The following is a 21,892-nucleotide window of genomic DNA, read 5'->3' on the forward strand; positions in this document are numbered from 1 at the left end:
TCCCGCAATCCGTCAGATTATTGGAACCGCATCATCCCAGACAGACGGTGTCGGGCCGGCGATAGCCCGACATGCATTTGACGCTCATGCAGTGAAAACTAAATCAAAAGCGATGTTTAATGCGTTCCGAATAGCATCAATCGCGCCTGTTTAATAATCGCGTAAGGCATCGGTAAAAAATACGTTTTAAACAGCTTTCAATGGCAATATATCCTCCAGAGCCTTATCTGGCGGGCGTTACAACCTGAAACACTTTGTTACCGCGCTGCCTGATTTATTCGCCCACAATGCCCTTCAACGGTTTCAACACGGATGTGGCTGGGTGCGTGGTGTGAGCGGATACGATGCACTTGCCGGTCGGCATTATGCCGAAGCCCTGTAAAGGGGCATCCCTGTTGGCGCCGTGGTCAACGCGTTAAAGCGTCGGCCACTCGGTTCCTCCAATGGTCTCCTCGCGCTAACCCCGTAGCGTGTGGTTTTTAGCGGGCTCCAGGCCCGCTTTTTTTTTCTCTAGCCAAACGTTTGCGCGTTGCCTCAACTTGGCACAAGAGCCTCGTAAGGGTCGCTTCCCGACTCGGCTTTGCAAACGGTGGTTGTCAGGCCCAACACTGCGGCGTCACGTGAGTCTTACGTGACGCCGCAGTCGTTTCAGACTGTCTTGTCTTCCCTTATCTTCAGCTCCTGAACCATGCGTTCGCGCATCACGAACTTCTGCACCTTGCCCGTAACGGTCATGGGCAACTCGTCGACAAAGCGGATGTACTTCGGGACTTTGTAGTGGGCAATCTGGCCGCGACAGAACTCCTGCACTTCTTCGGCACTTACCTGCTCGCCGGCGCGCAGCACGATCCACGCACACACTTCCTCGCCATACTTCGGGTCCGGCACGCCGAATATCTGCACGCTCTGGATCTTCGGATGACGAAACAGAAACTCCTCGATCTCACGCGGGTAGATGTTCTCGCCGCCGCGAATCAGCATGTCCTTCAGGCGGCCGACAATGTTGCAGTAACCGTCGGCGTCGATGGTCGCGAGGTCGCCGGTGTGCATCCAGCCGTCGACGATGCTTTCGCGCGTCCTGGCGTCGTCGCCCCAGTAGCCCTGCATCACCGAATAGCCCTTTGTGCATAACTCGCCGGTCGCGCCGATCGGCACGATATTGCCGAGCGCGTCGATCACTTTGACTTCGAGATGCGGCTGGACGCGCCCGACCGTCGAGGTGCGCTTGTCGAGCGGGTCGGCGGTCGAACTCTGGAAGGACACCGGGCTTGTCTCCGTCATGCCATAGGCGATGGTGATTTCGGCGAGGTGCATCTTCGAGACCACTTTTTTCATGGTCTCGATGGGGCATGGCGAGCCCGCCATGATGCCGGTACGCAAACGCGTCAGATCGAAACGCGCGAAGTCCGGATGATCGAGTTCTGCGATGAACATGGTCGGAACGCCGTGCAACGCCGTGCATTTTTCTTCGGCCGCCGCGGCGAGCGTGGCGGCGGGGTCGAACGCCTCGCCGGGGAAGACCATGTTCGCGCCGACCGAGACGCAGGCGAGTACCGCCAGCACCATGCCGAAGCAGTGATAAAGCGGGACGGGAATGCACAGACCGTCCTCTTCAGAGAGGCGCATCGCCATCGCGATATAGCGGGCGTTGTTGACGACGTTGCGATGCGTCAGCGGGCGCCCTTCGGATTGCCCGTGGTGCCGCTGGTGAACTGGATGTTGATCGGGTCGTCGGCCGAAAGGGTGACGCCGATGGCGTCGAGCGTGGCCGGATCGAACGTCGCGCGGCCCTGCTCGATCACGTCGCAAAAACTCAGCATGCCCGCCGTCATGGCGTGGCCCATGCGAATGACGACGCGCAAGTCCGGCAGACGCGCGGCACGCAGATCACCCGGCGTTGCGCCGACGAGCTCCGGCGCCAGTTCCTGCAGCATTTCCAGATACTTCGACGACTTGAAACATTCCGCGGCGATGATGGCTTTGCAGCCGACCTTGTTCAGCGCGTACTCGAGCTCCGCCAGCCGGTAAGCCGGGTTGATGTTGACCAGCACGGCGCCGAGGCGCGCGGTCGCGAACTGCGTCAGCAGCCACTCGACCCGGTTCGGCGACCAGATGCCGACCCGGTCGCCCTTGCCGATACCCAGCGCCAGCAAGCCGGCGGCGAGCACGTTGACCTCCTGAACGAACACCTGCCACGTCCAGCGAATGCCCTGTTCGCGGAACACCACGGCGGGGCGTTTCGGGAAACGTCGAGCGGTGTCGAGCAGGAATTGTCCGACGGTTGCGTCGCTCAACGGGATCGCTTTCGAGCCACGCACGTAGGAAAGACCTTCTTTCGGTTCGATCAGTGCGTCATCGTTTGCGGCTAGCGGTGTCATGGCCGTGTCTCCGTGAACGGATGTTCTGCTCTATGGGTCAGAATTCGCCACCGATTGTCCCCCGGCGGATCACGACAAGGCATCAAGTCTTACCCGCACGCGTCTGCATGCATTTGCATGGATTTGCGCGGCTCTCGCGATTTTCACTGCGGCGGGTCAAAGCGCGGTCTGATTTCCCTTTCCGTAATCGTCAATCGAAGCCGAAAAAAAGCAGCCCATCGGGCTGCCTTTCCTTTACTGCTTGTTGCTTGCGCTGCTGCCTGGCTTAATTCTGACCGCGCAGCTTGCGCAGACGCTGGATTGCCGCGAGCTGAGCCGTCGCATAGGCCAGTTCCGCCTGAGCGGTGGCGTATTCGAGGTTCGAGCCTGTGTTCTGCAGCGCTTCTTCCGCACGCTTGCGTGCTTCTTCGGCTTTGGCCTCGTCGAGATCCTTGCCGCGGATTGCGGTGTCGGCCAGAACCGTCACTGCGCCCGGCTGAATTTCGAGAATGCCACCGGCGACGAACACGAACTCTTCTTCGCCGTTTTCAGCTTCGATACGCACGGCGCCCGGACGAATCCGCGTGATGAGCGGCGTGTGGCCCGGCAGAATGCCGAGCTCGCCCGCTTCGCCCGGCAGCGCGACGAATTTCGCCTGACCCGAGAAGATCTGCTCTTCCGCGCTGACGACGTCTACTTTAATGGTTGCCATATCGACTCCTTCCTGGTTGAGCGTGATGCGTTCGGCGCGATTCTTACGTTGCCGCGAAAACCGCGCCTCGGTGCCAACACCCGACCATTACTGGATCTTCTTGGCCTTTTCGAAGGCTTCGTCGATCGTGCCAACCATGTAGAACGCCTGCTCCGGCAGATGATCGCACTCACCGCCCACGATCATCTTGAAGCCGCGGATCGTTTCCTTCAGCGGCACGTACTTGCCCGGCGAGCCCGTGAACACTTCAGCAACGTGGAACGGCTGCGACAGGAAACGCTGGATCTTACGCGCGCGCGCCACGGCGAGCTTGTCTTCCGGCGCCAGTTCGTCCATGCCCAGAATCGCGATAATGTCGCGCAGTTCCTTGTAGCGCTGCAGCGTTTGCTGCACGCCGCGCGTGATCGAGTAGTGCTCTTCGCCGATCACGTTCGGGTCGATCTGACGCGAGGTCGAATCGAGCGGGTCCACGGCCGGGTAGATACCCAGCGAAGCGATGTCACGCGACAACACGACGGTTGCGTCCAGGTGGCCGAAGGTCGTAGCCGGCGACGGGTCGGTCAAGTCATCCGCAGGGACGTACACGGCCTGCACCGACGTGATCGAACCAGTCTTGGTCGACGTAATACGCTCTTGCAGCTTGCCCATTTCCTCAGCGAGAGTAGGCTGATAGCCCACTGCCGACGGCATACGGCCGAGCAGTGCCGACACTTCAGTACCGGCCAGCGTGAAACGGTAGATGTTGTCGACGAAGAACAGCACATCCAGACCTTCGTCACGGAAATGCTCAGCCATCGTCAGACCGGTCAGCGCGACGCGCAGACGGTTGCCCGGCGGCTCGTTCATCTGGCCGTACACCAGCGCGACCTTATCGAGAACGTTCGAGTCCTTCATTTCATGATAGAAGTCGTTCCCTTCGCGGGTACGCTCGCCAACACCGGCGAACACGGAGTAACCACCGTGTTCCTTGGCGATGTTGTTGATCAGTTCCATCATGTTCACGGTCTTGCCCACACCGGCGCCACCGAACAGACCCACCTTGCCGCCCTTGGCGAACGGGCAGATCAGGTCGATCACCTTGATACCCGTTTCGAGCAGTTCCGTGGACGGCGACAGATCTTCGAACGCCGGAGCCTTCTGGTGAATGCCGCGCGTCACGTCCGAGTTAATCGGGCCGGCTTCGTCGATTGGACGGCCCAGCACGTCCATGATCCGGCCGAGAGTCGGCTTGCCGACCGGCACGCTGATCGGTTTGCCGGTGTTCTTCACCGTCGTACCACGGCGCAGGCCGTCCGATGCACCCAGACAGATGGTACGGACGACGCCGTCGCCCAGCTGCTGCTGGACTTCGAGGGTCAGTTCCGAACCGTCGAGAATGAGCGCGTCGTAAATCTTCGGCATGTGTTCACGCGGGAATTCCACGTCGATCACCGCGCCGATGCACTGTACGATCTTGCCTTCTACCAAAGCAGTAGTACTCATCGCTTTTCCTTTAGATACTCAATTCTTCACTCGCGCAAAGGCGCAGTTTCGTAGCGCTTGCCCTAAGGCGCGCTGACCGTGATGGTCAGACCGCCGCAGCGCCACCGACGATTTCCGACAGTTCTTTCGTGATCGCGGCCTGGCGGCTCTTGTTGTACACGAGCTGCAGTTCGTTGATGACCGTCTTCGCATTGTCCGAAGCGGCCTTCATCGCGACCATCCGTGCCGACTGCTCCGACGCCATGTTTTCCGCGACGGCCTGATAAACCAGCGCTTCGACATAACGCACGAGCAACTCGTCCACCACCGCCTGTGCGTCCGGCTCGTAGATGTAGTCCCACGACGTGCCCGGGATCGTGCCGTCGTCTTCCTCGCGCTCGAACTGGTCTGCCGACAGCGGCAGCAGTTGCTCGATCACCGCTTCCTGCTTCATCGTATTGACGAAGCGCGTGTACGCCAGGTACACCGCGGAAATCTTGCCTTCCGAGTACATGTCGAGCTGCACTTTCACCGCGCCGATCAACTTCTCCAGATGCGGCGTGTCGCCCAGATGCACGACATTCGACGCAACTTTCGCGCGCAGTCGATTCAGAAAACCGAGACCCTTGCCGCCGATCGCCGTTGCTTCGACCGTCTTGCCCTGGCCTTCCAGTTCCTTGAACTTCTGCAGCGCCGCACGCAGCACGTTCGTATTCATGCCGCCGCACAAACCCTTGTCAGTCGTGACGAGGATCATGCCGGCCATCTTCGCGCCGTCGTTCGACACCATGAACGGGTGACGATACTCGGGGGTCGAACGGCTCATGTGCGCAGCGATGTCGCGGACCTTGTCGGCGTAGGGGCGAGCAGCGCGCATGCGCTCCTGAGCGCGGCGCATCTTCGATGCGGCCACCATCTCCATCGCTTTCGTGATCTTGCGCGTGTTTTGCACGCTCTTGATCTTGCCGCGAATTTCCTTCATTCCAGCCATTGCTTGCTCCTTTGTCGGCCCGAGTTAGCGCTTTAGCGGTTACTCGGGTCCCATGCAAAGCGTCGGCCCGAGTTAGCGCTTTAGCGGTTACTCGGGCCCCATGCAAAGCGTCGGTCCGAGTTACCGCTTTAGCGCTGACTCGGGTGCCATGCAAAGCGATCGAAGCGGCGCGGGGGCATTCACATGCGGCCCGCGCCGCTTCAAGGTCCGTTTATGCCTTGCGGGTCACTCGCGGATCAAAAAGCGCCGGACTTCTTGAAGTCTTTGAGAGCGGCATGCAGCGCGCCTTCGTCGTCCTTCGAGAGTTCCTTGGTGTCTTCGATGCGCTTGATCAGGTCAGCCTGTTTCGACTTCAGATAATCGCGCAGGCCCTTTTCGAACGGCAGCACTTGCGCAACTTCCAGATCGTCGAGGTAACCATTGTTCGCAGCGAACAGCGCCACCGCCAGTTCCCACACCTGCAGCGGCTGATACTGCGGCTGCTTGAGCAGTTCCGTGACGCGGCGGCCGCGTTCCAGTTGCTTGCGGGTGGCTTCGTCGAGGTCCGAGGCGAACTGCGCGAACGCAGCCAGCTCACGATACTGCGCGAGGTCGGTACGAATACCGCCCGACAGCTTCTTCACAACCTTCGTCTGAGCCGCACCGCCCACGCGCGACACCGACACGCCAGCGTTGATTGCCGGGCGGATACCTGCGTTGAAAAGGTCGGTTTCCAGGAAGATCTGGCCGTCGGTAATCGAGATCACGTTCGTCGGAACGAAGGCGGTCACGTCGCCGGCTTGCGTTTCAATGACCGGCAGCGCCGTCAGCGAACCGCTCTTGCCCTTCACTTCGCCGTTCGTGAACTTCTCGACGTACTCTTCCGAGACGCGCGCCGCACGTTCCAGCAGACGCGAGTGCAGATAGAACACGTCGCCCGGATACGCTTCGCGGCCCGGCGGGCGGCGCAGCAGCAGCGAGATCTGACGGTATGCCCAGGCTTGCTTGGTCAAGTCGTCATAAACGATCAGCGCGTCCTGACCGCGGTCGCGGAAGTATTCGCCCATCGAGCAGCCGGCATACGGTGCGAGGTATTGCATCGCAGCCGATTCCGAAGCCGAAGCCGCGACGACGATGGTGTATTCCATCGCGCCGGTTTCTTCGAGCTTGCGCACCACGTTCATGATCGACGAAGCCTTCTGGCCGATCGCGACGTAGATACAGAAGAGGTTCTTGCCCTTCTGGTTGATGATCGTGTCGATAGCGACAGCCGTCTTGCCGCACTGGCGGTCGCCAATGATCAGCTCACGCTGGCCACGGCCAACCGGCACCATGGCGTCGATGGACTTCAGACCCGTTTGAACCGGCTCCGAAACGCCCTTACGCCAGATCACGCCCGGCGCGATCTTTTCGATGGCGTCGGTATGCTTGGCGTTGACCGGACCCTTGCCGTCGATCGGGTTGCCGAGTGCGTCGACCACGCGGCCGAGCAGTTCCGGACCCACCGGCACTTCGAGAATGCGGCCCGTCGTCTTGACGATGTCGCCTTCCGAAATATGTTCGTATTCACCCAGAATCACGGCGCCGACCGAGTCGCGCTCGAGGTTCAGCGCGAGACCGAAGGTGTTGCCCGGGAATTCGAGCATTTCGCCCTGCATCACTTCCGACAGGCCGTGAATACGCACGATACCGTCGGTCACGGAGATCACGGTGCCCTGGTTGCGAACGTCTGCGCTCGCTTCAAGGCCCTGGATCCGGCTCTTGATCAGCTCGCTGATCTCAGAGGGATTGAGTTGCATTATTCGCTCCTGATAGTCAATTCTGTTGCGTGCCAGCCGCTTCAGCGCTTATAAGCGCTTCAGGCCGTCAGAGCCGTCTGCATGCTGGCAAGCCGCGCGCGGACCGAGGTATCGAGCACTTCATCGCCGACCGTCACGCGCACGCCGCCGATCAGCGACGAGTCGATCTCGACCACCGGCTTCAGCTTGCGCTTGAACTTGCGTTCGAGGCTGGCGACGAGTTCGTTCAACTGTGCGCCTTCGAGCGGGAATGCGCTAACGATATGCGCATCGGCCGCGCCCTCACGGGCGTTTTTCAGCTCTTCGAACTGCGTGGCGATTTCCGGCAGCAGTTGCAGACGGTGGTTGTCCACCAGCATTTGCACCAGATTCTTCGCTTGCGCGTTGTCCTTGAGCGGCGACCTGACCGCGGCCAGCAGCAGATCGCTGACCTGGGCGCGGCTTACTTTCGGGCTCGTGGCGATCGACAGCACTTCGGGCAGACGCGCAACCTGTGCCAGCTCCTGCACGAGCGTGGACCAGGCGGCGATGTCACCAACTTCGGCCACGCCAAACAGCGCTTCTGCGTACGGACGGGCGATGGTTGCAAGTTCGGCCATGATCAGAGCTCGGCTTTCAGTTGATTCAGCAGGTCAGCGTGAGCTGCCTGGTCGACTTCGCGCTTCAGGATCTGTTCCGCGCCCTTGACGGCGAGTGCAGCCACTTCGCCGCGCAGCGTTTCACGCGCCTTGACGACTTGTTGCTCTGCATCAGCCTTCGCTTGCGCGAGAATGCGGGCGGCTTCGGCGTGAGCCTGAGCCTTGATTTCATCAGCAAGGGTCACTGCGCGCTTTTCGGCGTCAGCAATGCGTTGCTGACCGTCGTTGCGTGCCTGTGCCAGTTCCTGGTCGACGCGCTTGTGCGCGGCTTCCAGTTCCGCCTTGCCCTTTTCAGCAGCAGACAGACCGTCGGCGATCTTCTTCGCGCGCTCGTCGAGAGCGTTGATCAACGGGGGCCACACGAACTTCATCGTGAACCACGCGAGGATCAGGAACACGACCATTTGCGCAAACAGGGTTGCGTTGAGATTCACGGTGTTTCCTTAAACGTTGCTAGTTCGGAAAGTGAAACGGCAAGGCGCTCATCGATTCTGTATTCGATCAGCGCCCGAGTGCCCGTTCCGCCCTGCGCCTTAACCGTTATAGCTCAGGCGCAAACTTCCGAGGAACCTCAGCCTGCCAGCTTCGACAGCAGCGGGTTCGCGAACGCAAACAGCATTGCCACACCAACGCCAATCAGGAACGCCGCATCGATCAGACCAGCCAGCAGGAACATCTTGGTTTGCAGCGGGTTCATCAGTTCCGGCTGACGAGCGCATGCTTCAATGTACTTGCCGCCCATCAGGCCGATACCGATACAGGCGCCGATTGCACCCAGGCCGATGATGATGCCGATACCGATGGCGGTCAGACCCTGGATGTTGGCGATGAAAGCTTGCATGATCACTCCTTTGTGAAAAGTCTTTTTGGAACTGGTTGGAACTAGGATTTAAAAAACTAAAAAGCTAAAGCAATTCGTGGTTCGACAGCGCAGGTTAGTGCTTGTCGTGTGCCTGGCCGAGGTACACCAGCGTCAGCATCATGAAAATGAACGCCTGCAGCAGCACGATCAGAATGTGGAAGATGGCCCACACGCTGCCGGCGATCACGTGGCCGATGAAGCCAAGCACCGTCGTGTCCGCGCCGAAGCTCCAGATGCTGCCGAGCAGGGCAATCAGCAGGAACAGCAGTTCGCCCGCGTACATGTTGCCGAACAGCCGCATGCCGAGGGAAACCGTCTTTGCGACGAACTCGATGATGTTCAGTGCAAGGTTCGGGATCCACAGGAGCGGATGCGCGCCGAACGGAGCGGACAGCAGTTCATGAACGAAGCCGCCGGCGCCCTTGATCTTGAAGTTGTAGTAAATCATCAGCACGAACACGCCGAGTGCGATGCCGATGGTGCCGTTCAGGTCGGCCGTCGGCACGATGCGGTGGTGCGGGATGACTTCCGAAAGCCCCAGCCAGCCGATCACGCGGCCCGGCAGGTCGACAGGGATGAAGTCGAGCGAGTTCATCAGCGCCACCCAGACGAACACGAACAGTGCGAGCGGAGCGATGAAGGTGCGGCTGCCGTGGATCATCGACTTCGATTGGTCTTCGACCATCTCCACCAGCATTTCGATAGCGCACTGGAAGCGGCCCGGCACGCCGGAGGTTGCCTTACGGGCAGCGAGATGCAAAATGAAAATCGTGAGCAGGCCGCAGACGATGGACCAGAACAGGGTGTCCAGATTCCAGACGTGGATATCGAAAATCGACGTCTGGTGCGCGGTAGAAAAGTTCTGCAAGTGGTGCGCGATGTACTCGGACGGATCCATCGCGCGCGTTCCTTCGCTAGCTGCCATATCGTTAATGCCACCCAAATTGTCGAAAATCAGTCGGGCTATTCCCGCTGCAACAGTCTATTGCAGGAACACGCCGGCGCGGGTCATGTCATACCCGCACGCCTTTTTGCCGACGCCTTGCGCCAGCCAGTATTTTTTGCGTCACTTCACCGCTCACCGCCAGGCGAGCGCGATCCAGTACGTCTTCAATGCAATCAGGTAGGTCACGAGCAGCGGCACCCAGCGTACGTCGTGATACCAGAAAGCGATGGCTACAAACATCGCTATCGTTGTCCCCATCTTGAGCGCTTCACCGATCATCCAGCTCATCACTGTTTCGGCGCCGCTCAGTGTTCTTAGGCGTGCCGCGAACAATGCGCCCGGCACCCAGCAAATCGCCCCACCGAGGAACGCGGACAGCGCAGCAGCGCCCGGCGGCTTGTAGAACAGCCACCACACCAGCGTAGCACCCAGGGATAAAACCATTTGCGCCGCCACGACCTTAAACGGCGTAACGCGCGATGGACGACTCACATTCGGACCGAACAGCTTCTCTGCTTCAGCCCGCGTGAGCGGAACGATATTGTTATCTTGCTGCTCGACATCCCACCCATCTTCAGGTGTAACGGGCTGACCAGAAGCAGCGGAAAGCGTGCGTTCCGCGCGGTCTTCGTCGTGCCCATTCTTCGGCGCCTGGTTCGACGTTTTGACCGCCATCGCTGTGTTCCGAAAGTCTGATTCTGCCCGCAGCCTTACGCGACGCTTACGGGGTTGCCGTGCAATTAAATCCGGGCGATTGTAAGCGATAGTTGCAGGCAATTCAAGACTTTAGGCCGTTCAATAACCTGCGTGAAACCACGCTCCGTGATGCGGGAAAACGGCTTTCGCAACCACATGGACGTCAACTGTAAGGCTGTCGGGCGGCCGCGCAAAAAGCCGGCTGAATTGACCTGATCAGGGCCGAAACGGTAGCACGGGGATGCTCCGGCGTCCGTATCAAATATGCAACAGAAGCCAGCCGCCCACGGCCCCGCTGGCGAGCCAGAACGGCACGGAGTACAGGTGGAACGGCAGCCATATACCGCGCTCTTTCGAGAGACGCACCGCAATCAGATTGGCCAGCGAGCCGATCGCGATGCCAAAGCCGCCCACACTTACGCCAAAAGCGAGCGCGCGCCAGTCTTTGGTGAACTCGGCGAGCATGATGGCGGCCGGTACATTGCTGATGCCTTGCGACAAAACCGCCCCTGCGGCAAAAGCGCGCAGCGGGGTCGTGATACCCAGTTGACCGACCGTCGCATGCACCCACGGCAGCGCCGCGACGCTGCGCAACACGATGAACATGAACACGAAGATCAACAGCAGCAACCAGTCGATCTTCAGGACGATCTCGCGGCGCCAGATGAGGAAACCCGCCACGATGGCCGCGAGCGCGATGCCGGCGTGATGCGAATCGGCGAGCACCACGAAGGCGACGAACAGCAGCGCCGCCACGCCTACCAGCACCCGGTCGACCGGGTGAGCCTCCGTGTCTTTGGACAGATCGAGCGGCTTGCCGCGAAAGCTCGCCGCCGCGATGACGTAGAGCATCACCATCAACGCGGCACACAGCGGCGCCAGCCCCAAGACGAAGCCGCCAAACGACACGCCGCTGGTCTGCCAGAGAAACAGGTTCTGCGGATTGCCGAGCGGCGTCAGGATCGAGCCGGCATTCACCGACAGCGCGATAAAAATCACCAGCCGTTTGAGCGGCAGCGGCGTGAGTTCATGCAGGGACAAAGCCAGCGGAATCACCACGAACAGCGCGACGTCGTTGGTCAGCAGCGTCGACAACACCGCGGCGAGGCCGATCAGCAGAAACGCGAGTGAACGTTCCGAGTGAATGTAATGAATCACGCGGTGCGCCATCCACATCAGGAATCCTGACAATTCGATGGCCTTCGTCAAAATCAGGAGTCCTGCGAGTGTCAGGACGGTCTGCCAGTCGACCAGACCCGGCAGCGAAAGCCACGCGCGCGGGTGCAGGCACTGCAGCGCGATCAGTGCGACGACGAGTACCGACAACACCGGCTCTTTCGTCGCGACACCCATCAGCTTGCGCAGTGGATTTTTGCTGTCCGCTGGGGATTCATGCCCGGCAACCGTCACGGCGACTCGCCGCTCAGGCCGTGGCGCTGCCGCGCAGCCGCGCGAGGATGCCTTCCAGCGCGTCGAGGTCGCCGAAGTCCACCAGCACCTGGCCACGTCCGCGGCGGCCGAGCTTGATCTTGACCGTGGCGGCCAGCAGGTCCGACAGTTCCTCTTCGAGGCGCCGCGTGTCGCGTCCGCCGTCGTTGTTCGCCTTCGCTTTGACCGCCGGCGCGACCTTGGTGGTCGTAGTCACCAGTTTCTCGGTCTCGCGCACCGACATCCGCTTGTTGACGACCTGGTTCGCGAGCGTGATCTGCGTGGCCGCATCCACGGCCAGCAAGGCGCGGGCGTGTCCCATGTCGAGATCGCCGGCGAGCAGCATGGTCTGCACCGGCGTGGCCAGATTCAGCAGACGCAGCAGGTTCGACACCGCACTGCGCGAGCGCCCCACCGATTCGGCCGCCTGCTCATGCGTAAAGTTGAATTCGTCGAGCAGACGCTGGACGCCCTGCGCCTCTTCCAGCGGATTCAGGTCCTCGCGCTGGATATTCTCGATCAGCGCCATCGCGGCGGCCGCCTGGTCCGGCACGTCGCGCACCAGCACCGGCACTTCATCGAGTCCCGCCAGACGTGCCGCACGGAAACGCCGCTCGCCGGCGATGATTTCGTACTTGTCCGCCGAGATCGGACGCACGAGGATCGGTTGCATCAATCCCTGGGCGCGAATGCTGGCGGCGAGCTCCTGCAGCGCGCCTTCGTCCATGCGCGTGCGCGGCTGGTACTTGCCGGCCTGCAGTTTGCCGAGCGGCAAAACATTCGGCGCGCCCTCGATCTTCACCGCCTCGGTGATGTCCGCGCTGCCGCCGAGCAAGGCTTCCAGCCCCCGGCCCAATCCCTTCTTTCGTGCTACTGCATTCATCGTGCTTCCTCGATCAGCTTGGGGTGCCCGGCCGCGCGTCAGATGGCGCGAACCCGCTCAATCATTTCCATGCCGAATTGCACGTACGCTTGCGCGCCGCGCGACGCGCGGTCGAACACCACGCCCGGCAGACCATAGCTCGGCGCCTCGGCAAGACGCACATTGCGCGGAATGACGACGTCAAATACCTTGTCGCCGAAATGCTCTTTCAACTGGTCCGACACCTGCTGTTGCAGCGTGATACGCGGGTCGAACATCACGCGCAGCAGGCCGATGACCTTCAGGTCGCGATTCAGGTTGGCGTGCACCTGCTTGATTGTGTTGACGAGATCCGACAGCCCTTCCAGCGCGAAGTATTCGCACTGCATCGGAATCACCACGCCGTGCGCCGCGCACAGGCCGTTCAGCGTCAACAACGACAGGGCCGGTGGGCAGTCGATCAGCACGAAGTCGTACTCGCCTTCCACCGGCGCCAGCGCCTCCTTTAACTGCCGCTCGCGATTCTGCACATTGACCAGTTCGACTTCGGCTCCGGCCAGTTCGCGATTGGCCGGCAATACATCATACGAAACCGCTTCCGGCCGCACGCGCGCATCCGCCAGTGCCACGCCGTCCACCAGCACTTCGTAGACGGTATTCACGCACGCGGCCTTGTCGACGCCGCTGCCCATGGTGGCGTTGCCCTGCGGGTCCAGATCGATGAGAAGGACACGCTGTCCCTGCGATGCGAGGCTCGCGGCGAGATTGACTGCTGTCGTCGTCTTCCCGACGCCGCCCTTCTGGTTCGCAACGCAGAAGATTTTTGCCATCGTTGGTGTGTCCCTTTTACTGCCTGGATGAAGTGGAATGCGTGTTTGGTGAGTGCTACCGTGTGCCGCGCCGGGATCAGTTATCTGCGTCCAGCACTACTTCGACGAGATGCCGCTCTGCCTCAAGCGACGGCACCTTGAGCCGGATAATCTGTTTAGCGTGGGAGCCTGCCGGCAGACGCTCGATCTCGCCATCGGGGCGCACACCCTTCATGGCCCAGATGGCGCCCTGCCCGGCAACCAGATGACGGGCCAGTGTAACGAAATCCGCGAGCTCTGCGAATGCACGCGAGACGATCACGTCGAATTTGCCCGGCACTTCCACGCCCGGCTTCAGCGTCTCGACGCGACCGGTCACCACGGAAAGATTGCTGAGGCCCAGTTCCGCTTTGGCCTGTACCTGAAACGCCGTCTTCTTGTGGACGATGTCGTTGAGCGTAACCGTCCATTCGGGCAAGACGATCGCCAGCACGATGCCGGGCAAACCGCCACCCGAGCCCACGTCGAGAACCGACGACGGCCCCAGGTGGGCGAGATGCGGCACGATCGAAAGCGAATCGAGAATGTGCTGGATTAGCATTTGCCGTGGATCGCGGATAGCCGTGAGGTTGTACACGGCATTCCACTTGGCGAGCAAGGCGACGTAATCCAGCAGCTTGCCGAGTTGATCGTCGCTCAGTTGAAGGCCCAATTCCGCGACGCCCTCGTTAAGCAATGCGCCGAGCGCCTCCCGGCTATCCGCGCCGCCAAAACCCTTCTGCCGTGCGGTCATTGCGTCACCGGCGTGGGGTCGGCGCCGCCGTCGGCGGGACCGGCGGATTGGTTCGAACGACGTCCAAGACCGCGCTTCAAGTGGACCATCAGCAGCGAGATGGCCGCCGGCGTGATGCCGGAAATGCGTGATGCCTGGCCGATGGTTTCCGGGCGGAATTGGGTCAGCTTTTGGCGAGCTTCGAATGACAAGCCGCGCACCTCGGCGTAGTCCAGACCGTCCGGCAGACGCGTGTTTTCATGCGACTCGTTGCGCTCGATTTCGCCGGCCTGCCGCTCGATGTAGCCCTGATATTTGATACCGATCTCGATCTGCTCCTTGATCTGCGCCAGCAGGACGTCGTCCTCGGCAAGGGGTTCGGACGGCGCACAGGCACCTTCACGCAGACCGCACACGCCGTCATAGCTCACACCCGGGCGGCGCAAAAGATCAGCGAGACTGTATTCATGGTCTATGGGCTTACCGAGCAAGGCCGTCGCTTCTTCCGCAGGCAACGTCTTCGGATTCACCCATGTCGTGCGGAGGCGTTCTGTTTCACGTGAAACAGCCTCACGCTTGCGGCTGAACGCTTCCCAGCGGATGTCGTCCACCACGCCCAGTTCCCGGCCCACTTCCGTCAGACGCATGTCAGCGTTGTCTTCACGCAAACTCAGACGATACTCCGCCCGACTGGTAAACATGCGGTACGGCTCCGACACACCACGCGTGACAAGATCGTCGACCAGCACGCCCAGATAAGCCTGATCACGACGCGGACACCACGCCTCCCGCCCCTGCACATGCAGACCGGCGTTGATTCCCGCGAGCAGACCCTGCGCCGCCGCCTCTTCATAACCGGTCGTGCCGTTGATCTGTCCCGCAAAGAACAGCCCGTTGATCACCTTGGTTTCCAGCGACGCCTTCAGCCCACGCGGATCGAAATAGTCATACTCGATGGCATAACCCGGACGCAGGATGTGGGCATGCTCGAGACCCACCATCGCGCGCACGAGTTCGAGCTGCACATCGAATGGCAGGCTCGTGGAGATCCCATTCGGATAGAACTCGTTCGTGGTCAAGCCCTCGGGCTCAAGGAAAATCTGATGCGATTCCTTCGACGCAAAACGGTGAATCTTGTCCTCAATCGACGGGCAATAGCGCGGCCCCACCCCTTCGATCACGCCCGTGTACATTGGCGAGCGGTCGAGTCCGCCGCGGATGATGTCGTGGGTGCGCTCATTGGTATGCGTGACCCAGCATGGCACCTGGCGCGGATGCTGTTCGACGCGGCCAAGGAACGAGAACACCGGCACCGGATCCAGATCGCCCGGTTGCTCTTCGAGCTTCGAGAAATCGATTGTGCGGCCGTCGATCCGCGGCGGCGTGCCGGTCTTGAGACGCCCTTGCGGCAGCTTCAATTCCTTGAGACGCGCCGACAACGACACCGCCGCCGGATCTCCCGCACGGCCGCCCGTGTAATTGTTCAGGCCGACGTGAATCTTGCCGTCGAGGAACGTCCCCGCCGTCAGCACGACAGCACGCGAGCGGAAGCGAATTCCAACTTGCGTCACTGCACCCACCACCCGGTCGCCTTCCACCATCAGGTCATCCACGGCCTGCTGGAACAACCAGAGATTCGGCTGGTTTTCGAGACGATGGCGGATCGCCTGTTTGTACAGCAGACGGTCGGCCTGCGCACGAGTCGCCCGAACCGCGGGGCCTTTCGACGAATTGAGGATGCGGAACTGGATGCCGCCTTCGTCGGTTGCTGCCGCCATTGCGCCGCCGAGCGCGTCGACTTCCTTGACCAGATGGCCTTTGCCAATGCCGCCAATCGACGGATTGCAGCTCATCTGACCAAGGGTTTCGATGTTGTGCGTCAGCAAGAGCGTCTTATTGCCCATGCGTGCGGAAGCCAAGGCGGCCTCGGTGCCGGCATGACCGCCGCCAACGACGATTACGTCAAATTCAGTGGGATAAAGCATCGGATCTCACGCCGGAACCTCGCGTGAACCTTCTAAAGGAAAATGTATGGGCGAATTATAGCGGGTTCGGTTTTGGCCCGAATTCGTCCGTTTGGCTAATGGCGTAAAAAAAGCGGCGTGTTTCACGTGAAACACGCCGCTCTATTTCTCGCAATCCCTTGATACAAAAGGCTTTACGCCACCTTCTTCGTCAACCCGAGGTACGTCTCGATCACACGAGAATTCTGCGCCAGTTCCGCCGCCGGGCCTTCGAGCGCCAACTCGCCAGTTTCCAGAACGTAGCCGTAATCGGAAATTTGCAGAGCGGCGCGCGCGTTTTGCTCGATCAACAGCGTCGCGACGCCCGTCTGACGCAGCGCGCTAATGATGTGGAAGATCTCTTTCACGATCAGCGGTGCGAGCCCGAGACTCGGTTCATCTAGCATCAACAATTCCGGCTTGCCCATTAGCGCGCGTCCCACCGCGAGCATCTGCCGCTCGCCGCCGGATAGTGTTGCAGCCGCCTGCTTGCGACGCTCCTTGAGCCGGGGAAACAGCATGAACACCGGTTCGAGTTGATCAAGGTAATGGCGCTCCCCCGCCCGCTTGCGCCGGTAGGCGCCCAACACCAGATTGTCCTCGACGCTCATCGTTGCAAACAGCTCGCGTTTTTCGGGGACGAGGCACATGCCACGCGCCACCCGTTTTTCAACGAGTACCGCGCTCACGTCCTCGTTCTGGAAGCTGATCAAGCCCTTCGCGTGGCCACTCACCGGCAAGGAGCCCATGATCGCGTTGAGCAGCGTGGATTTGCCCGCACCGTTCGGGCCGATTACCGAGACGATCTGCCCCGGCCGTACCTTGATGCTGACGCCGTGCAGCGCCTCGACCTTGCCGTAGCGGACCGCCAGGCGCTCCACCTCGAGGATCGGCACGGCGGAATTCATCATCGTTCTCATCAGTCCACTCCACCCAGATACGCTTCGAGCACAGCTGGATCCTGCTGCACGTCCTGTGGCAGGCCTTCCGCAATACGCGTCCCGAACTCCATTACCACCAGCCGGTCGGTCACGTTCATGACGAAATCCATGTCATGCTCGACCAGCAGCACGCTCATGCCCTCCGCCTTCAGACGGCGCAACAAGTCCGCCAATTGTTGCTTCTCCTGATACCGCAAGCCGGCCGCCGGTTCATCGAGCAAGAGCAGCGTCGGATCGCAGCACAGTGCCCGCGCGATCTCCAGGATCCGTTGCTGGCCTAGCGCCAGGCTGCCGGCTTCGTCGTACATATGCGCATCCAGCCCGACGCGGCGAATCTGCCGCGCCGCTTCCGCCATCAGGCGAGCCTCTTCCGCGCGGTTCAACCGCACGACGCTGCGCCAGACGCCCGCATGTCCACGCAGATGCGCGCCAATCGCGACGTTCTCCAGCACGGTCATGCCCGGCAGCAGCTTGACGTGCTGAAAGGTGCGTCCGATGCCCCGTTTGACGATTCCACGTGAAGTGAGCCGGTCGATGCGCTCGCCGCGAAACGTGATCTCGCCGCGCGTCGCACGCAACACGCCGGTGACCAGGTTAAAGGTGGTCGACTTGCCCGCGCCGTTCGGACCGATCAGGCCGATAATCTGCCCCGCCTTCACCTCGAAGCTGACATCGTTCACCGCCACGAGGCCGCCGAACTCCTTGCGCGCCTTATCCACGACCAGAAGCGTTTCACCCGCTTCCGGCTTGCTGCGCTGCGACAACGGTTCCGCATGCTCCGGCACACGGGCGCGTGACCCACGCGGAAAGAAGCGCGCCACGAATGGCCACACGCCCTGCCGTGCCGACTGCAGCAGCACGACCATCAGCACGCCAAAGACGATCACTTCGAAATTGCCGCTCTGCCCCAGCAACCGGGGCAGCAGCGTCTGCAGATAATCCTGCAGGACAGTCAGGATCGCCGCGCCGAGCACCGCGCCCCACACGTGCGACACGCCGCCCACCACTGCCATGAAGAGAAATTCGATACCGTGATTCAGGCCGAACGGCGTCGGATTCACCGAACGCTGCAAATGCGCGTAAAGGAAGCCGGAGACCGACGCCAGCACCGCCGCGTACACGAAGATCACCACGCGCATCCACGCCGTGTTGACGCCCATGGCCTCAGCCATCGCCCCGCCGCCTCGCAGGGCGCGAATCGCCCGTCCAGGCCGGCTGTTAAGCAGATTTTGCACGGAGACCACCGCCGCGATCACCACCAGCCAGATCAGGTAGTAGATATGGCGTCCCGATTCCAGATTGAAGCCGAGCACGTTGAGTACCGGAATGCCGTTGATGCCGTCGTACTTACCGAGGATATCGAGGTTGCCGAACAGATAGAACAGTGCCAGCCCCCAGGCAATCGTGCCGAGCGGCAGAAAGTGGCCGGACAGACGCATCGTCACGGCGCCGAGCATCAGCGCGACCAACGCCGTCAACACCATGCCAGCGATTAACCCGAGCCACGGCGACACACCGTACTGCGTCGTCAGGAACGCGGTGGTATAGGCCCCGACGCCGACGAATGCCGCCTGCCCAAAACTCGTCATACCGCCGATGCCCGTCAGCAGCACCAGCCCGATCGCCACGATCGCGTACAGTCCGATGTAATTGAGCAGCGTCACCCAATACTCCGGCACATGAAGCGGCTGCGGCAGCACCGGCAGTGCCAACATCACCACGAGGAACAGCCAGAATAACCCGCGTTGCTTGATCTGTTTCATCGCGTCACTCCTCGTCCTCTTCGGCGTGCGGGCTGGCGAGACTGCGCCAGAGCAACACCGGGATGATCAGCGTGAATACGATCACTTCCTTATACGCGCTCGCCCAGAACGACGAATACGACTCCAGCAGTCCCACCAGCACCGAGCCCGCCGCCGCCAGCGGATAGCTCACCAGCCCGCCGATGATGGCTCCCACAAAGCCCTTCAGACCGATCAGGAAGCCCGAGTCGTAGTAGATCGTGGTCAGGGGCGCCACGAGCACGCCGCATAGCGCGCCGAGCCCCGCAGCGAGGGTAAAGGCGAGCCGGCCGGCCTGCGCCGTGCCGATCCCGACCAGCCGCGCGCCCACCCGGTTGACCGAGGTTGCGCGCAAAGCCTTGCCCGAGAGCGAGCGGTCGAAGTACAGATAAAGCGCCGCGATCAACACCACCGCCGTGCCGACCACCCAGATGCTTTGCCCGGAGATCGACAGGCTGCCGAGGTTGAAGGTCGCATCGGAAAACGCGTTGGTGCGCGAGCCTTCCGCGCCGAACATCACGAGGCCGAGACCGACCATCGCAAAGTGCACCGCCACGGCCACGATCAGCAGCAGCAACGTCGTGCCGCCGGCGATCGGCTCGAAAGCCAGCCGGTAGACGAACGGCCCCATCGGAATCACGATCAGCAGTGTCAGCGCGATCTGCGCGAGCATCGGCAGCGGCTGCGCGAACAGACCCTGCGTCACCCCGTACACTGCCGCTGGGAACAGCAGATACTTCGCCGCCAGTATCGCCAACGAGCGTGCAACGCCCGCATACCGCTCAGGATGCCGAACCAGACTGGCCGTCTCCAGGACAAAGCACGCCGCGCCCATCGCCATCAGCAGCCAACAGGTGGCCGGAAATTTCTGCGACTGCACGGCCGCCAGCGTCAGCGCGCCGTATGAGACAAACTCGCCCTGCGGAATAAAGATCACCCGCGTCACGGAAAACACCAGCACCAGTGCGAGCGCGAGCAGCGCGTAAATCGCCCCGGTGGTGATACCGTCCTGCGCGAGGATCGCCGCGATAGATAGATCCATACTTCCTCGTCCTGAAACGTCGTGAGACCGTCATGGCAGATCGTGACGACAAGTTGATACAAACGCCGCGCCTGAAACCCACGCGGCCAATACATGCATTGTCATCGACCACAAGGGCGATGCGGCGTCCGCCACCGCACGCCGGAGACGAGCGGCGTGTATTGTGCGGATGTTTCGCCCTGCCCGCCCCGCCGCATCCATGCGCGCCCGACACACTTCGCGTGTCACGCGAGCATTAAAAAAGGCGCGTCAACTGCACGCGCCTCTCTCGTTGATTCCGACTCGCGGACCTGTTCTTCGTTTAGTCGCCAGCCAGCTTCCACTTGCCGTCGACGATTTCCACCATCACACGAGCGCGCTGGTCGAGACCGGCATGGTCGTTCGCGCTCATGTTGAAAATGCCATGCGACGCGGGCAAATCCTTGGTGCTTTCGAGCGCGGCACGCAGCGCCTCACGGAAAGCCTGGGTACCCGGTTGCCCCTTTTGCAGCGCGAGCGGAATGGCCCGTTGCAGCAGCAAACCCGCGTCCCACGCGTGGCCGCCGAAGGTCGAGATCGAGCCTGCGCCGTATGCCGCTTCGTAAGCATGCTTATAAGTGAGCGCGCTCTTCTTCACCGGGTTGGAATCGGGCAGTTGATCGGCCACCAGCAGCGGCCCCGCCGGCAGCCACGTGCCCTCGCAATCCTTGCCACACACGCGCAGAAAGTCGTTGTTCGCCACGCCGTGCGTCTGATAATACTTGCCCTTGTAGCCGCGTTCTTTCAGCGTCTTTTGCGGCAGCGCTGCGGGCGTACCGGCGCCTGCAATCAACACCGCGTCCGGGTTCTGCGACATCATCTTTAGCACCTGGCCCGTAACGGACGCGTCGGTGCGGGCAAAGCGCTCGTTAGCGACGATCCTGATCTTCGCCAGATCCGCGGCCTTGCTGAATTCCTTGAACCAGCCTTCACCGTAGGCATCCGCGAAGCCGATAAAAGCCACCGTCTTTACGCCGTGATTGGCCATGTGCTGCGCAATGGCCGTCGCCATCAGGATGTCGTTCTGCGGCGTCTTGAAGACCCACGCGCGCTTCGCATCCATCGGTTCGACGATCGTCGCGGAGGCGGCCATGGAGATCATCGGCGTCGAGGTTTCAGCGGCCACGTCGATCATGGCGAGCGAATTCGGTACCACCGTGGAGCCGATCAGTGCGTCGACGTGGTCTTCGCTGGTGAGCTTGCGGGCGTTCTTGACGGCCTGGGTGGAATCGGTCGCGTCGTCGAGCACGATGTAGTCGATTTTCTGCCCCGCCACTTCTTTCGGCAGCAATGCGATGGTGTTCTTTTCGGGAATGCCAAGCGACGCGGCCGGTCCGGTTGCCGAAACCGTTACGCCGATTTTCACGTCCGCAAACGCATGGCTGCTCCACATTGCCGATACGCCCGTCGCAATCAATGCCGCACTCATCCAACGCAATGCCGAATTCATCCCGCTCCTCTTGCTGCCCGTTATTCGTTCGAATTAAATCTGCCGATTTAAAGCCCCAGCCCACGACCGGTGAACGGCGAGTGTAGCGGACGCCGACGGCTTGCGGCAAGCGCTTTGCGAGCGTGGTTGAGGGCGTGGCAGAGCTGCAATGAAAGCCTTAAAACCCGCGGCCCTACGCTAAAGAAAGCGACGCAATCGAAAGCCGAAAACAACAAAAGACCGCATCGAAAAAGGCGAAGAAAAGAGCGCGAAAACGACTCCGTGACTTTATCGAAGCACAAATAAAAAGCGCTGTTGGATCAATATCCAACAGCGCTTTCGTCTGGGCACTGAGTGCCTCATTGT

At 61.1% G+C, this 21,892-nt stretch carries 18 protein-coding genes and 1 pseudogene; all 19 read right to left on the reverse strand.

Going from position 1 to position 21,892, the window contains the following annotated elements:
• Window positions 1-648: 648 nt before the first annotated feature.
• A pseudogene (locus FQ755_RS22975) lies at window positions 649-2,378 on the reverse strand (AMP-binding protein).
• A gap of 265 nt (window positions 2,379-2,643) precedes the next feature.
• A complete protein-coding gene (locus FQ755_RS22980) occupies window positions 2,644-3,069 on the reverse strand; it encodes a F0F1 ATP synthase subunit epsilon (protein ID WP_144143810.1) in 426 nt (141 codons plus the stop codon).
• Between the two features lie 87 nt (window positions 3,070-3,156).
• Window positions 3,157-4,551, reverse strand: coding sequence for a F0F1 ATP synthase subunit beta (atpD, locus tag FQ755_RS22985; RefSeq protein WP_144157318.1), 1,395 nt, complete (start codon window positions 4,549-4,551; stop codon window positions 3,157-3,159).
• Window positions 4,552-4,636: 85 nt separating this feature from the next.
• Window positions 4,637-5,521, reverse strand: a complete 885-nt coding sequence (gene atpG / locus FQ755_RS22990) for a F0F1 ATP synthase subunit gamma (RefSeq protein ID WP_144157319.1) — start codon at window positions 5,519-5,521, stop codon at window positions 4,637-4,639.
• A gap of 236 nt (window positions 5,522-5,757) precedes the next feature.
• Window positions 5,758-7,299 (reverse strand): F0F1 ATP synthase subunit alpha, encoded by a 1,542-nt coding sequence (gene atpA / locus FQ755_RS22995; protein WP_144157320.1) that lies wholly within the window; start codon window positions 7,297-7,299, stop codon window positions 5,758-5,760.
• Between the two features lie 59 nt (window positions 7,300-7,358).
• Entirely contained in the window at window positions 7,359-7,898 is a 540-nt protein-coding gene (locus FQ755_RS23000; protein WP_144157321.1) for a F0F1 ATP synthase subunit delta, read from the reverse strand.
• 2 nt (window positions 7,899-7,900) lie between these two features.
• A complete protein-coding gene (locus FQ755_RS23005; protein ID WP_144157322.1) occupies window positions 7,901-8,371 on the reverse strand; it encodes a F0F1 ATP synthase subunit B in 471 nt (156 codons plus the stop codon).
• A gap of 137 nt (window positions 8,372-8,508) precedes the next feature.
• Window positions 8,509-8,778, reverse strand: coding sequence for a F0F1 ATP synthase subunit C (atpE, locus tag FQ755_RS23010; RefSeq protein WP_007180033.1), 270 nt, complete (start codon window positions 8,776-8,778; stop codon window positions 8,509-8,511).
• 94 nt (window positions 8,779-8,872) lie between these two features.
• A complete protein-coding gene (atpB, locus tag FQ755_RS23015; RefSeq protein WP_144157323.1) occupies window positions 8,873-9,724 on the reverse strand; it encodes a F0F1 ATP synthase subunit A in 852 nt (283 codons plus the stop codon).
• 153 nt (window positions 9,725-9,877) lie between these two features.
• Window positions 9,878-10,420 carry an ATP synthase subunit I gene (locus FQ755_RS23020; protein ID WP_144157324.1) on the reverse strand — a complete coding sequence of 181 codons (543 nt, stop codon included), beginning with the start codon at window positions 10,418-10,420 and terminating at the stop codon, window positions 9,878-9,880.
• A gap of 279 nt (window positions 10,421-10,699) precedes the next feature.
• A complete protein-coding gene (locus FQ755_RS23025) occupies window positions 10,700-11,794 on the reverse strand; it encodes an SLC13 family permease (RefSeq protein ID WP_144157341.1) in 1,095 nt (364 codons plus the stop codon).
• 70 nt (window positions 11,795-11,864) lie between these two features.
• Window positions 11,865-12,752, reverse strand: coding sequence for a ParB/RepB/Spo0J family partition protein (locus tag FQ755_RS23030; protein ID WP_144157325.1), 888 nt, complete (start codon window positions 12,750-12,752; stop codon window positions 11,865-11,867).
• A gap of 38 nt (window positions 12,753-12,790) precedes the next feature.
• The gene (locus tag FQ755_RS23035; RefSeq protein ID WP_144157326.1) at window positions 12,791-13,561 is read right to left on the reverse strand and encodes a ParA family protein; all 771 of its coding nucleotides are present in this window, start codon (window positions 13,559-13,561) and stop codon (window positions 12,791-12,793) included.
• Window positions 13,562-13,637: 76 nt separating this feature from the next.
• On the reverse strand, window positions 13,638-14,333 hold the full coding sequence (gene rsmG, locus FQ755_RS23040) for a 16S rRNA (guanine(527)-N(7))-methyltransferase RsmG (protein ID WP_144157327.1): 696 nt from the start codon (window positions 14,331-14,333) through the stop codon (window positions 13,638-13,640).
• Window positions 14,330-16,297, reverse strand: coding sequence for a tRNA uridine-5-carboxymethylaminomethyl(34) synthesis enzyme MnmG (gene mnmG, locus FQ755_RS23045; RefSeq protein ID WP_144157328.1), 1,968 nt, complete (start codon window positions 16,295-16,297; stop codon window positions 14,330-14,332). The genes rsmG and mnmG overlap by 4 nt, the downstream gene beginning before the upstream one ends.
• Window positions 16,298-16,470: 173 nt before the next feature.
• A complete protein-coding gene (locus FQ755_RS23050) occupies window positions 16,471-17,223 on the reverse strand; it encodes an ABC transporter ATP-binding protein (protein ID WP_186308628.1) in 753 nt (250 codons plus the stop codon).
• Window positions 17,224-17,234: 11 nt separating this feature from the next.
• Window positions 17,235-19,019, reverse strand: a complete 1,785-nt coding sequence (locus tag FQ755_RS23055; protein WP_144157329.1) for an ABC transporter permease subunit — start codon at window positions 19,017-19,019, stop codon at window positions 17,235-17,237.
• A 4-nt stretch (window positions 19,020-19,023) separates the two neighbouring features.
• Window positions 19,024-20,079, reverse strand: coding sequence for a branched-chain amino acid ABC transporter permease (locus FQ755_RS23060; protein WP_144157330.1), 1,056 nt, complete (start codon window positions 20,077-20,079; stop codon window positions 19,024-19,026).
• A gap of 301 nt (window positions 20,080-20,380) precedes the next feature.
• A complete protein-coding gene (locus FQ755_RS23065) occupies window positions 20,381-21,547 on the reverse strand; it encodes an ABC transporter substrate-binding protein (RefSeq protein ID WP_144157331.1) in 1,167 nt (388 codons plus the stop codon).
• Window positions 21,548-21,892 lie beyond the last annotated feature (345 nt).

The sequence above is a fragment of the Paraburkholderia sp. BCC1885 genome, assembly GCF_900996235.1.
Classification (GTDB): Bacteria; Pseudomonadota; Gammaproteobacteria; order Burkholderiales; family Burkholderiaceae; genus Paraburkholderia.